Below are 13885 nucleotides of genomic sequence, written 5' to 3'. Positions count from 1 at the left end.
TCAACAATGTTGATCATTTGAAACGATCCTGAATTTCTCAGGCTCATCGACCTGCCGTTGCATTTTGAGGGCAATTGTTTCACAATTCGAGGCGCGCCTCGTGGTCTTTTTATGGATTGATCAAGTCTGGTATATTACCCGTTTGGGCTGTTTAAGATTTAAAGCAGGTATTTCCTCATGGATGACGAACATTTTCGCTCACTAAAAAAATCACTTCAGACCGTTGCTGAAACAGAAGAATTAGTCAGTTTTCTGGAAGAACAGGGAACGTTTTCTTTTCCGGCTTTGAATAATGGACTGTTTCCGGCGGCCATTGCTCATGAATCAACCGGGTATCAGAGTATCTGGGTTCGAGATAATATTCATATTGCACATGCTTTAAATGCAGTGGGAAAGTCGGGGCCAGCCTGTAAGGCCATATCCACTTTGACGGAGTATTTTATCAAGCACCAGGATCGGTTTGATCAGATTATTTCCGGACAGTCCAATGCCACTAAAGTGATGAAACGGCCTCACATTCGTTTCGATGGAAATACGCTCGGAGAGATTGATGAAAAGTGGGCACACGCACAAAATGACGCGCTGGGGTATTATGTCTGGTTCTATTGCCTGCTGCTGACGCAGGGAAAGCTGGAGCCAACTCCTGCTTCGCTGGAATTACTGGCCTCCTTTGTGCGATACTTCGAAGCGATCCGCTACTGGGAAGACGCAGACAGTGGTCACTGGGAAGAGGCTCGGAAAATAGAAGCCTCCAGTATTGGCACGGTGGTCAGTGGAATCAAAATGCTGAAACGCTACCTGGACCAGAGTAAAAACTGGAATCAGTTTTGTCATGCCGGGGCTCCGGTTACTGCGGACACAGTTGACTCATTAATTGAACAGGGCCAAACTGCCTTGGATGAGATCCTGCCCGCTGAGTGCATTCAGGCTGATCCCCTGCTGGCACGAAAGTCTGATGGTGCGTTGCTCTTTTTGATCTTCCCTCTGAGTCTGGTACAGGGAGAAATGGCTGAGACAATTATGGAAGACGTTCGAACAAATTTAATGGGTGAGAATGGAATTCGTCGTTATCTAGGCGACTCTTACTGGTGTGCCGACTACAAAGAAATGTTGGGAGAAGATGATCGCACCGTTGATTTCAGCGATGATCAGTCCAGTCGGGATCAATTGCTGAAGCCTGGCCAGGAAGCACAATGGTGCATTTTCGATTCAGTATTGTCGGTGATTTATGGTCAGAGGTTTCTACTGTCAGACAATCAGGATGATTTACAAAAGCAACGTTTTCACCTGGATCGCTCCCTCAGTCAACTCACGACCAGTGAGTCTGTATTTGGCCCGTATAAATGCCCTGAATCATATTACCTGGAAAAAGGCAGGTATGTTCCCAATGACATCACCCCACTTTTATGGACGCAGGGCAATTTAATGATGGCTCTGCAGCAATGGAAACAGACGCTGAAGTCTCGAATCTGATTCGGATTCCAGGTTGTACTAAGACAGAAGTTCTTGAATCAGACTGGTGTAACCTGACCGGTTCGATTCATTTAATTCTTCCATCGCCTGATGTAGGATTCTGGTCTGACGCGAAGTGACTGGAACAGGTGTGTTTGCATCAGGAACTTCGGGGACAAGTTTTTTAATCAATCGATCCAGCAGGATATCGATACCTGATTTCGTCATCGAGGAGACGGAGATCGCATCGTGGGGAAGAGGTTGTTTCCAGTTTTGCGGAAGATCTGATTTGTGGGCGACAATGATTGATGCAGGCCATAAAGAGATGAGTCGCTGGTCGTCTGCCTGTTCGGGCTGGCTGATATCGATCAATATGAGATTGCAATCTGAGGAGTTCATCATCTGTTCTGCACGCTGGATGCCCGTCGTTTCGAGAGCGTCTGCCTGTTCGCGAATGCCTGCAGTATCGGAAAACTGAATGGGCCAGCCCTCAACAGCGGTAGATGCCGTAAGTACATCTCGGGTGGTACCAGCCTCGTTGAAGACAATCGATCGCTCGTAACCGAGGATCGTATTGATCAGGCTTGATTTGCCAACATTGGGACGTCCGGCGAGCACAACACGCCAGGGGGTGGTCAGGTGAAGTCCGAATTGTTCCCAGCACAGTAAGTTCTGGATTTGTGAATGATAGTGATCCGGATCAAAGGATTGACCTTCCATTGGCAGGAGTGCTTCAAACGCTGATTTTAACAGACCTTCTGACTGCCGTAGTAAAATTTCGGCTGTTCGAAATGTGGTCGCTGCAGCGAGTCTTTCCTCGAGTTCGACGTCTAATACAGTTCTAGTGATTTTCGCCAGCTGCTCCCATGAATTTCGTAAGCAGCCATGTACTTCGAGGTCAGAAAGAATCCGATCCACAGCAGCCATACCGCCATGGCAGTGAATATCAACAGTTGTCAGATTGAGGCGGCAGATCACCAGATCCTCATTACTGGATTGTCCCCAGAGTCCGTATACAATTCGATTCAGTGGTTGTTCTTCAAGTGGTTTTTGATTGGCTGCATTGAAGCAGGCATTGATGGGGACAGTAACGGAATTCAACTCGCCAGATACGCGTATTGTCGCAACGGCTCCCCGACCACGGGGTGTTAACAGTGCCGCGGAACAGGAAACCGGTTTCTGATTATTAATCGATTGGGACATGTTGTTTTATCTGATCCCACTGATTTTTTGTGCAACAATCGCCAGACCCTGCAGTGTTAATAATGGCTCGAACTGAACTAGATCATCAAGATGCGACGCCAGTAATGAGGAGCCGCCACCAGTGAGCAGAATCAGTGGTGATTCCGAACTGGTTTTGAATAGAGAATGATTTTGAAACTGGTGAATCAATTCTCGTATCGCACCCAGTTGTCCCCAGAATAAGCCACTGCGAATCGCATTTATAGTATGATTTCCCAGTACGACTGGCTCTGCCTGACGCAGGTCAGCTACAGGAATGAGTGGCAAAAGTGCCGTATAATCATGCAGAGATTTTGCGGAAAGTTCAAATCCTGGTAGAATTGAACCACCAACGAAATGCCCCTCGGTTGAGACAACGTCCACGGTTGTCGCCGTTCCGGTGTCGACGATAATGGCACCCTGATCTGTATTCCGTAAGGTGTTTGCGGCGACTGCGTTCAATAACCGGTCAATCCCCACTTTACGCGGCTCATCGACATCGATTTCCAGAGGGAAATCCGCTGTATTGAGTACTTCGACAGGTGAAGGGAGTGGAGTTAATGGCCAGTCGGAAACAATCTTGATGATTCCCCGTGGATTCGAACCGGCGACGACACTCTGGCAATGTTCTTCAGGCTGATTGCCAAACCAGTTTCTTAACTGATCCCAGGGAATCGGCTCGTCGATCGGCATCGACACGGCGTGTTCTACCAGAGGAAGCTGCTTGCAATCTTTAACGGGAAGGTTTGTATGCAGAACCACGAACTTGATTCGGCTGTTGCCGACATCGATGGCCAGTTGTTTCAGTGAATGTGTCATGAGAGTCTACTTTGGCTGATTCATTTTACAGTCAGACTAGAACAACGTCCGGTCGTTCTCGTTCTCATCGGAATCTTTTTTGGGGGAGCTGGTTTTACGACGCCCCGTTTTGGAAGGGCCTTTTGTATCGATCGATGCGGTGGCATCGAACTCTTCCAGTACCGGATTCCCATCCGCATCAACGCGGGTTAGAATTTCAATTTTCTGTTCGGCTGATTCCAGAGACTGGTAGCACGAACGGAGCAGTTTCACCCCGCGTTCAAAGTGTTCCATTGATTCTTCAAGGCCAGCCGTCCCCTCTTCCAGTGTGGAGACGATTTCCTGCAATTCTGCCAGTGATTCTTCGAAGAGAGGCGCTTCTGACTGTGTTGCTTTTTTCTTTGCCATAACTGAGGTCTTTATGTTTCAATATGATTTACTGGTTGTGAAAAGGAGCAGGAAGTTATTATGAGCCCTCCTGGATCTCCTGAATCTGGCTTACAATTGTGCCATCGGCGATGAATGTATGAAGTACTTCACCTTGCTTAACCTGACTGATCGATTTTACAATTTCCAATTCTGAGGGTTCGTCTTCTGTTTCCTTACGAGTAATACTATATCCCCGGTTCAGGACTTTGAGTGGACTCAGTGCATCCAAAGCGGATGCCAGATGTCGAGTTTCCGTTTGAAACCGGGTCATGATTTCGCGCGTGCTGCGTTTCAGCCTGCGATCCAGTTCATCGACTTGCGCAGCCCGCTGGTGAACCATATCAAGAGGACGAGCGAAAGCAGGGCGGCCGGCAATCGCATCAAGTTGCAGACGAGCCTGTCGCGCGCGTTGTTTCAGGTTTGTGACAAGTTGGTTTTGCCAGTGAGTCAATGTCGCCTGGATATCGGATTGCAGGGGAACAGAGAGTTCTGCAGCTTCACTCGGTGTTAATGCCCGTCGATCCGCGACCAGATCGGAGATACTGATGTCAATTTCATGCCCGACGGCGCTGATGACGGGAATGGGACAGGCAAAAATGGCCCGAGCCACCACTTCTTCGTTAAAGGCCCACAGATCTTCCAGGCTGCCCCCTCCCCGTCCCGTGATAATCGTGTCTACATGGGGAATACGGGCAGCCATTTCGATTCCCGCTGCAATCTGTTCGGCAGCTCCTTCTCCCTGTACAGCCACAGGCACAATGACCAGATCAGCCGATTTCCAGCGTCTCGTAATCACCTGCAACATGTCTCGCACTGCTGCACTGGTAGGGCTGGTCACCAAGGCGATTTTTCTCGGAAACTGTGGGATAGGTTGTTTATGTTCTGGGTTAAACAGACCTTCTGCAGCCAGTTTTTCCTGCATCTGCCGAAACGCCAGTTCCAGCGCGCCCACTCCCTGTGGAATAAGTTGTTCGATGTTGAGCTGATAGGTTCCGCGCGCCTGATACACTTCTACGGGACCGGCTGCGACAACTTCCATGCCATCTTCAATTTGGAATTTCAATCGTGAGGCGGTACGTTTCCAGATGACGGCTCTCAACTGGGCGGAATCATCTTTCAATGTCAGATAGACATGGCCTGAACTGGCCATTGTGCAGTTGGAAATTTCTCCCACCACCCATGCATAAGGGAAGTTTGCCTCAACCAGATTTTTAATCTGACGAGTGGTTTCAGTAACGGAGAGAATTTCAGGTTCTGCAAGTGACATAAGCTCGCGATCGATTATCAGAAACAGGAGATCAGGGGAGCAGTGAATTCAGATAGGAAATGCCGCTGCGACAGTCCTCCAGCTTGTTTTCACCTTGTGTACGATCAACGGTCAGCCAACCCTGGTAGCCGGTTTCCAATACCAGAGGTAGAAATTGATCCCACATGACCATGCCTTTACCCAGCGCGACTTCTGCGCCTTCGCCATCCATTTCACGCACTGCATCACGTAGTCGGTATGATTTGATCCATGTATACAGTTCTCGAATCGTCGCTTCCTGGTCCTGTCGTGTATAAATCATTTCTGCCGTATCAAAGTCGATGCCGATGAAGCCGGCGGTTACCTTGGAGACTAATTCACGGATGACTGCAGAAGAGTTCTTTTCACAGGCGATACAAAGATCGGTGCCAATATGTGAAGCATGTCGCGCGAGGTCATTCAGTACTTCACAGATCACCGGGAAATGAACGTTGTCCGTAGACTGGATCGTTCCGGGATGAATGATCAGGTGGGGGGACTTCATTCGCCAGGCGAATTCCAATGCCGATTTGATTTGAGAGACGCGCTCGTCGAGAAATTCAGGATCAACCAGAGTCCGACGCGCTGGTAACCTGAGCGAGGCGACAGACAGGTTAAATTCTTCCAGCAGCTTGCGAAACTGTCGTTCGCCTGAAGCGCCGAACGAGGCCGGTGTGATTTCGTTTTGAACATCGAGTTGTACCCCGCGCGCTCCCATCTGAGCGGCTGTTTTAATTGCGCGTTTGATGGGCTGACCAAAGCTGCGGGTCGCGACTGCGAGTTTAAAGCGTGACATTATTTTCCTTAAATCAATGCTGTTTACTGGCATTTTAGCTGTGCGGAATAACTGCGGCAATCGGATTGACTGGCAAAGTTTATCTAACTGTCTGTGAAAAGAGAATGATATCTCCGCGTTATCAGATCAGGATCCAGAAAATGGGCGCTTCCAGGCTCTTCCTGATTGAGATTCGAATAAAAAATGGTCGATCTTGATTAGAGAGAATCAATACTGTTCGGAAACCTCCCATGATACTGTCATCGCTTGCAACCTGCTACCTTGCGTTACTGGCCGGTTTACCTGTTGAGGGTAATCTCGTGGAAGATACGTTGCCCGTTCTGTCCTATTCGTTTGAATCCAGACAGGATCAGGACTTTGACGATCTGCCAGATGACTGGTCAAGGAGGAAGGGGGCCGGATATCCACAATATGTCGATGTGAGTATTGATCGGAATCTGGGACATACAGGTGAACAGAGCCTGCATTTTGGAGTGAATGGAGGCCATGCCACCATTTATTCGCCTCCGGAAAAAATTGATGCTGATCATGCCTATGTATTTCGTGGTTATATCAAGACTCAAAAACTACTACATGATGCTGCGTTAATTTCTATTTCCTTTCTGGATCATAAACGTCAGCGCGTTCAGCATTTTGTCAGTCGGCCTGTGTCAGGAACTCATAAGGACTGGGTCGAAGTGACGCTGGGACCATTGACGCCCCAGGCCAATGTTCGGTTCATCGTTCTTGGTTGTCACGTAGCTCACAATGATCAAAAAGATATTTCTGGAGATATCTGGTTTGATGATCTGTGGGTGGGCAGCTTACCTCAGTTGGATATATTAAATAATTACCATCGCCATTTTGTAGATCATTCTGCGGAGATCCGGGTCAGCAGTCGCATCAGTGGCTTAAATCCGGACAACCAGTATCGACTGGATCTGGAACTGGTCGACAATACTAATCGCCATATCGCTGCTTCTTCTCTGGCACTGGTGACAAAACCAGAGGATCTCAAAACGGTGAAGAACAGTCGTTTACTCGATGGAAATAATCACACGGAAGTCTGGCGTTTGCAGCCTATGGAATATGGGTTTTATGAAGTCAGGTCCAAGCTGGTCAGGGATCAGAAGTCCATACTGGAAAAGAAAACAACATTTGCAGTGATTGATCTGGTCAATCCCAGGCCCGCAGGGGAATTTGGCTGGACCATCTCAGAGGAAGATGAGACTCTACCGGTCAAAGAACTACCAGAGATCGCTGCGCAGGCAGGAATCAACTGGATCAAATATCCACTCTGGAATGTAATGGAATCTGATGACATCCATCGCACGAGCCGGATCGCAGAAATGCTGGACCAGTTTTCCAATCGGGGAATTACTCCTGTCGGACTCTTGAATCATCCTCCTAAAAAATTACGATCCCAGTTTGCGAAAGACTGGCTGGGGGTGAGTGGGATTTTCACAATGCCTTCGAGTTTCTGGTCCCCTTCGCTGGAAGAAGTATTTGCCCGATATACCTCTCTGGTGAATTACTGGCAGTTGGGAGGCGATGATGACAACAGTTTCATTGGGCTGCAGAACCTGAATGAGACTCTAAAAAAGGTGAAGTCCCAGTTGGATTTAATCGGACGAGATACTCATGTCGGCATTCACTGGGACTGGAAGACTCCCCTGCCGACAGATAGCATGCCCCAGAGTTTTGTATCGATTAATAATGCGGAACGACTTTCTCCTGTGGATCTGGCCCGTGAACTTCAGAACGCCCGTCTGGCTCCAGGTGGCAGCCCGCGTTGGGTTACATTAACTCCACTACCCAAAGATGAATACTCTGCTGAAGAACGGGGCATTGATCTGGCAAAACGTATGGTGACCGCAAAATACCTGGGAGCAGATGCGATCTTTGCGTCATCTGTATTCGACGAACAGTACGGATTACTCAATCGGAATGGATCGCCAACCTTGTTGTTTTTACCATGGAGAACCATCGCGATTGCGCTGCAGGGAGCGCGGTATCAGGGATCCTTCAATATGCCCAACAAGAGTATCAATCATGTCTTTATGCGAGATGATGAGGCGATTGTCGTACTCTGGAATGACGGACCAACTGAAGAAGTGATTTATCTCGGAGAAGATGTGGTGGCAACTGATGTCTGGGGCAGACGCATTTCTCTGGAGCTCGATTCAAGCACGCATCGTCATACATTACCAGTCAGTTCTTCTCCGATGATTCTACGTAAATGTAATCAACAGATTGCAAACTGGAGACTGGCGGCTCAATTTGAAATCGGAAAATCTAAAAGTGAGTATGGAGGTCACGCAGATGCGGTACTTGGAAAAAACACCTTCTTGCAGAGTGTTCGTGGTAAAGCGGTTTTAAATGTACCCCGGGGATGGGAAGTTGAACCGCAGGAATGGGAGTTCGATACTGGAGCAGGAGAAAACTTCCGCCTGGAAACTTTTATGACGTTACCTTCGAACGCCAGCCTGGGCAGGAAAGATGTTTCCATTGATTTTGATATTTTTGCAGAACGCAAATATTCGATTCGGGTCCACAGGTCTTATCATGTTGGATTAGGCGATATTATGGTTCAGGTTACTGATAAGAAACTTGAAGGAAACGTACTGGAAATCGAACAGCTGATTGTCAACAATACGTCACCCCTTGAGACGCTCCAGTTTCGTTGCAGTTTATTTATACCAAATATGAAGCGTATGCAACGGTTTATTACCGAACTGAAACATGGGCAGGACCGGAAGTTATATTACATTCCGAATGCAGATGCATTGAAGGGAAAAGAACTCTGGCTGAGAGCCGAACAGATCAATGGCCGGCGTATTCTAAACTACCGCTGGACAGTGGGTGAGGGCTGGGACAAGCCTGATACGATCTCAAGAAAGCAAAGAAGAACAGAAGACTCTACCAGAGTTCGGTAAATGCTGAACTATGTTTCATGCCGCAGGAAGATCTTCTTCTTCAGCAATATCTTCCGGCTCACTCTCTTCAATGACATCTTCTGCAGCTGATTCCAGGTCGATTTCTTCTTCAGTCTTATTGGCTGTTTGCCCCGGCTTTTCTGGGCTGATGCGAAGTGATTCACCCATGGGTAAATCATCCAGATTTTTCAGACCAAAGATTTCCAGGAATTTCCGTGTCGACTCATAAAGAAATGGCCGACCGAGCGAGTCGTCTTTACCGCCGATTCGAACCAGTCCCCGATCCATCAACTGTTTTAACATTTCTGCACTCTGGACACCCCGGATTGATTCAATGTCGGCTCGCGTAACAGGTTGTCGATAAACAACAATCGCAAGCGTTTCCATAGCGGGTGCCGAGAGTTTGAGCGCCGCCTGTCTTTGATGAAGTTTATTGAGCCAGAAGGAGAATTGTGGCTGTGTCATCATCTGGTAACCGGTGGCGACGCGTTTGATGTGAAATGCGGAGTGTGTCTCTTCGAGTGCCGCATTGAGCTGATCAATCAATTCCTTCGCCTCTCTGGCATTTGCGAGAGTGGCCAGTTGTGCGATTTTCCTTGTCGAAAGTGCACTTTCCGCTACGAAAAGCACTGCTTCTACCTTCGCCATCTTCAACGTCCGTCGGGTTTCTACGTCCATGCAGGAGTGAGACTGCAGCTGAGTATCCTGCGCCGAACGGATTAAGAAATTCCAGCGAAAGGCATTGTCTGCACCCGGCTGAAAGGCAGAGACCAGACTGGTAGATGCCGAAACCGTTCTGTCTCTGCTATCGGAGCTATTGGGAAGCGAGTAGTGATGTAGCATGGATGGTCTACCGAACCGTAAAGTTTTGCGTATAAGTCGCCACTTTCTGGCTGATTTCGTCTTCCACGGTCAGTTTCATGATGTGTGGTCCCAGCGAAATATTTCTGGGGATTTCAAACTTGTAACTGTGGAAGTAATCTTTGCGGACATTGCGGCAGAGATCTTCGGTTGTGTCGAAGGGGATCTCTGCAACCAGGTCTCCATTACTGCCTGCTTTAAAAATCTGAATTTTCGATTTGAGCAGTGTGCGATACATACCATCGGCGGTCAGTTCGCTGGTGAAATTCTCAATTTCAGAATATACGAGTACCGGACGTCCTGGGGTGTACTCATCTCGTTCGAAGCGTTCATAGCTTCCGAAGCTGCTAATCTTATGGCAGAAGGCAACATTTTTCAGGGAGAGGTTGGCTTTTTCCTGTAGTCTCGCTGTTGCCTGGCGCAGTTGTGTAACGGTTTGTGTTGCCCGATCAGCCTGATCGGGGATGGCTTCCTGATCAAAATAATTAGCAACCGCCCAGAAGGTCTGTTGCCAGAATTCCTGGTCGGCTGGATCAATTCCCGGGATTGCCTCCAGTGCGCGTTCGTGCTGATTCGCCATCAGGTACAGCATACGAAGATACACGTGTCGTTCAATGAAATGCTGTTTTTCTGCCGGAGTAGAACCTGGTTGAAGCTGAGAAATTTCTGCTTCAGCAACAGAGATCAGCAGCTGTAATTGATCTGTGGAAGAAGGGTTTGAAGAATTTGAGTCAGCATAACCAGCTGGCATAGCCAGTTCGGCTGTTTGTGGTACGGCAGGTTGGATTTGTAAATTTGTGGGTGGTAGAGTTTGAGGGACATTTTCCTGCTGTCCGATGATTGCAGTGCTCGTTCGAGAGATTCCGCTCTGCAAAGCGGAAGTTCCCTGTTGAAATGCTGTAGACAAACGATTTTTTAAAGTTCCTACAACAGGAATATGGTTGAGTCCCTGACTGATTGTTTGCGAAGTGGAATACGCATGAGGTTGAGGTGATCCAATTGCTGGCAGCCCGTTTTCAGAATGGGGGCCGATCCCTTCCAGATTTCCAAGCTGAACTGGATTGGATGACATTAACTGCTGATTCTCACCAGGTGAAATCTGGCCTGGCGGTGACGACTGTTGAATACTGGCCTGGATTACAGGTGCTGCAGTATCACCTGGCTCACTATGTCCCAGTCCGGGGAGAGAAACCTGTGAAATGGAAGCAGGATCGTTCTTCGCAAGCTGCTCCTTCTGCATACTGTTTACCATTCGCCGTGTACGGAGAATGTATTTGATCATTTCCGGATCGACTCCTTTGAAACTGCTCAGATATTGAGTACGTTCCTGTGGAGAAGCATCTTTCAGTTCGTCGTTAATGTAAGCAAGTAGTTCTGCGTTATGGGTTGTGATTTTGACTGGTGTCTTGTCTTCGGAAGCGATTTCTTGTTCGGTATCTGACTTGGATTCTTCAGATTGATCAGCAGCAGCGACTGCTTCTTCTGTTCCTTCTGGCTGCTTGTTTTTTGGCTTTGCTGAAAATGACTTTCCCCACTTCCATGGCGCAGGGGGAGCATTCCAGGCCATTGTCTGTTTGCCTGGTGCAGAGCTGCAACCATTGAGTGATAATATGATGAAAACAGCAGGGATGACCATGCTGAGCCGGAAATACTTCATTTCGTTGCCCGGATCATTGGGGTAAAGGGCTCTATTGATGGAGGAGCACTATACTTGTGCCAAACATTGAATCAGGTGAAGGGAATGGGAGAATCAGGCTGAGACTGATTCCGTAACGAGTATGTGAAAATGATAGGACACGCGTTTTACGAAAAATCATAAAATGAAGCAAGATCGATTCAAGTTTCAGATGATCGCAACCGGCAGAATGGAACTGCTTGGATCGATTTTCAGGCAGTCTGCTCGGAGAAAATGAGGGGGAAATTTATGTAAAGTTCATGGTGGCTGTGGTTTAGAGTGAATACAGAGCAGCGTTGCCAGAGAAGCATTAATACTTTCTGACTTCAAAATATTTGTGTATTCAGTACGGTGTCGTTATTAGACCGGGCTGTCCGTGAATTCCGCATTGCAAAATTAGACCAGATTTCCGGCAGCACCTCAATCACAGTTTCAGGTTCAGGGTAATTCCCAATTGCTGTCAAATAATTCTGCCCAGACAGTTTGATTTTTAAATGCACCCTCTTTTTGTTTTTGAAATTGAATGACGGCAATATCTCCCAGTTTAGGGAAGAGCCAGGAGTTTGAAGCCAGAAAATCTTTTTCATGCATCGTATGGCCTGAATTGATCACAACATAGCGATTTGGATTTAATGGGTTTGGATAGATCAGGGCAACGCCATGATTTTGTGTATCATACTTTTTGCCATTCACAGTAATTTGATCTTTGGTCCACTCGACTGGCAGGTCTTCAAGCACTTTTGCGATGATGGCATTTGATCCAGGGTCGCCAAACAAAATCAGGTTTTTATCTGCAATGATCTGATCAGAGACCTCAGTATCCTTGATCACGGGAACTTTAGCTCTCAGCCATTTGTCAAATTCATTTTCAAAAAGCGACAAAACAGATGCCGACCACTCATTCAGTTGTGGTGTCCATGGGGCGCCGGTTCCCTTCACACAAACAAAGGGAAGGGTGAAAGCATCATCGATTGGGCCTTGCAGATTATGCCGTTTTCTCTGGTTGGGGTTTTCTATGAAGGTCTTGGAATCCTCATACTTCAAAACATCCCATCCATTGTTGCCCTTAGTAAAATATACCTGTGGCAGCAGGCCATTGGCCGCTGATTCGAGTGGCAGCAAATTTCCATCAAGTTCTACTTTGGGGGCAATATTTCGAGCGATTGAAAGTGCCGCCACGTTTTCGGTTGCCAGAATCAGATTGCCTGATTCTGGATCCACACCGCCTTCGACCAGGGTTGGCTCATACATTTCATCAAGTTCTTCGATTCTCATCCATTCGCATTCATTAAATTTGGGCGTATAGGTAATAAATCGAATTTGTTTTTTACCAGGCCAGGCAGGGCGTCCTTGTTTTGAGTGCTCTAAGAGTTTGGCCAGGAAATCCTGATATGCGGGCATGCGAGACTGATGTGCTGCATCAGGACTGATAAACAGGGGGATTTCAATATCTTCTGTTTTTGCTTTCTCAACCATTCTGGTGCTGGAAACCAGTTGTTTATCTTTTCCGCCACCATAAGTCACGACTGGGACATTCGCTGCATTGAGTGCATAGTCAATCGAATCGTAAATATGCAGTGTCTTATCCTGGTAATGGGGGAGTCTGTCATTTTGGTTCTGGTATTGATAGAAGTCGACAAAGCCTGCACCAGGACCAACGCCACACCAGAGTGAAGGATAATGCAGGCCGAGATGCCAGGTACCAGCGCCTCCCATTGAGAAGCCGCGTAATGTGATGCGCCGCTTGTCAATCAGGTATCTTCTCTTGACGTCTGCGATGGCTTCATGGACGTCTACTTCTCCACTCCATCGCCAGCCATTATCTGTACGCCCAAAAGGATCCAGATGTAACCAGTCATGTTCTTTTCGGGGACCTTTCCCGTTGGGATGCGCAATGAAAAATACTTCATTGCGTTTGCCGCCACGACCATGCAGTTCCACATGTAATGGCCAGCGATGACTGGTTTTTTCTTTATAGTCTGCAGGAAAAGTTAATGCATAAGGCTGCACGGAACCATCGATTTTGGAATAGTAGCCAAAAATCACCGTACCAGTCTGCTCAGTCCATTCCGGTTTTCCCGCCTTGAGTTGCTCTGCTCTTTGCTGACCGGTTTTTAAAACCTGGAAAGTATCTTTGATATATTGTGGTTTATAGAACTCCTCATGCCGTAAAATCCATTCTGCCGCCTTGGCGTACACTTCAACATCCGCCAGGAGATGCCGTTTGATTTCCGGATTTTTTTTCAGTTCGGCAATCTGATTCTGAAGCACTTTGAGCTGTGTTTCAAGTTGGGCCTGATCTTTGGGGCTGGGGGCCTGAGCCAGCAGTGCGCCAGGATTGGAGGAAAACAATGCCCAGGAAATCAGTAAGTAAATAACGGGAGCAATGAAGAGGCGATTCATATTTAAGCCCTGAAAATTAAGGGAAACGAGCTCGTGTCTGAATACTGGAA

Annotated in this window: 10 protein-coding genes; 2 read left to right on the top strand and 8 right to left on the bottom strand. The window is 47.7% G+C overall.

Annotated elements, in window-relative coordinates; translation table 11 throughout:
• Positions 1-177: 177 nt before the first annotated feature.
• Complete coding sequence (locus Pan161_RS14665) at positions 178-1473, top strand: glycoside hydrolase family 15 protein (RefSeq protein ID WP_145228224.1); 1296 nt, start codon at positions 178-180, stop codon at positions 1471-1473.
• A gap of 18 nt (positions 1474-1491) precedes the next feature.
• On the opposite strand, the gene Pan161_RS14660 is transcribed toward Pan161_RS14665, so the two are convergent.
• From Pan161_RS14660 to Pan161_RS14640, 5 genes are read right to left on the bottom strand one after another with little or no spacing between them, the layout of a single operon-like run.
• Entirely contained in the window at positions 1492-2655 is a 1164-nt protein-coding gene (locus Pan161_RS14660; protein WP_145228222.1) for a GTPase, read from the bottom strand.
• Between the two features lie 6 nt (positions 2656-2661).
• Positions 2662-3492, bottom strand: a complete 831-nt coding sequence (locus tag Pan161_RS14655; RefSeq protein WP_145228220.1) for a type III pantothenate kinase — start codon at positions 3490-3492, stop codon at positions 2662-2664.
• Between the two features lie 36 nt (positions 3493-3528).
• Positions 3529-3879 carry an exodeoxyribonuclease VII small subunit gene (locus Pan161_RS31380; RefSeq protein WP_145228218.1) on the bottom strand — a complete coding sequence of 117 codons (351 nt, stop codon included), beginning with the start codon at positions 3877-3879 and terminating at the stop codon, positions 3529-3531.
• A 58-nt stretch (positions 3880-3937) separates the two neighbouring features.
• Positions 3938-5167: an exodeoxyribonuclease VII large subunit gene (xseA, locus tag Pan161_RS14645; RefSeq protein ID WP_145228216.1), complete on the bottom strand. Its 1230-nt coding sequence runs from the start codon at positions 5165-5167 to the stop codon at positions 3938-3940.
• Positions 5168-5198: 31 nt separating this feature from the next.
• Positions 5199-5981, bottom strand: coding sequence for a sugar phosphate isomerase/epimerase family protein (locus Pan161_RS14640; RefSeq protein ID WP_197995300.1), 783 nt, complete (start codon positions 5979-5981; stop codon positions 5199-5201).
• Between the two features lie 230 nt (positions 5982-6211).
• Between Pan161_RS14640 and Pan161_RS14635 the strand changes: the two genes are divergently transcribed.
• On the top strand, positions 6212-8896 hold the full coding sequence (locus tag Pan161_RS14635) for a hypothetical protein (protein ID WP_145228212.1): 2685 nt from the start codon (positions 6212-6214) through the stop codon (positions 8894-8896).
• A gap of 15 nt (positions 8897-8911) precedes the next feature.
• Here the strand turns inward: Pan161_RS14635 and scpB are convergent, their stop codons facing one another.
• The 3 genes from scpB to Pan161_RS14620 all read right to left on the bottom strand — a co-directional run bounded on the left by scpB (position 8912) and on the right by Pan161_RS14620 (position 13835).
• Positions 8912-9739, bottom strand: a complete 828-nt coding sequence (scpB, locus tag Pan161_RS14630; protein WP_232103227.1) for an SMC-Scp complex subunit ScpB — start codon at positions 9737-9739, stop codon at positions 8912-8914.
• A gap of 7 nt (positions 9740-9746) precedes the next feature.
• Entirely contained in the window at positions 9747-11414 is a 1668-nt protein-coding gene (locus Pan161_RS14625) for a hypothetical protein (protein ID WP_145228210.1), read from the bottom strand.
• 456 nt (positions 11415-11870) lie between these two features.
• Positions 11871-13835 (bottom strand): prolyl oligopeptidase family serine peptidase, encoded by a 1965-nt coding sequence (locus Pan161_RS14620; RefSeq protein ID WP_197995299.1) that lies wholly within the window; start codon positions 13833-13835, stop codon positions 11871-11873.
• Between the last annotated feature and the right edge of the window lie 50 nt (positions 13836-13885).

Origin of the sequence: Gimesia algae, from assembly GCF_007746795.1 — a bacterium.
GTDB classification, from domain to species: Bacteria; Planctomycetota; Planctomycetia; order Planctomycetales; family Planctomycetaceae; genus Gimesia; species Gimesia algae.
The sequence above is the reverse complement of the archived record's forward strand: the minus strand, read 5'-3'. Positions and strand labels throughout refer to the sequence as shown.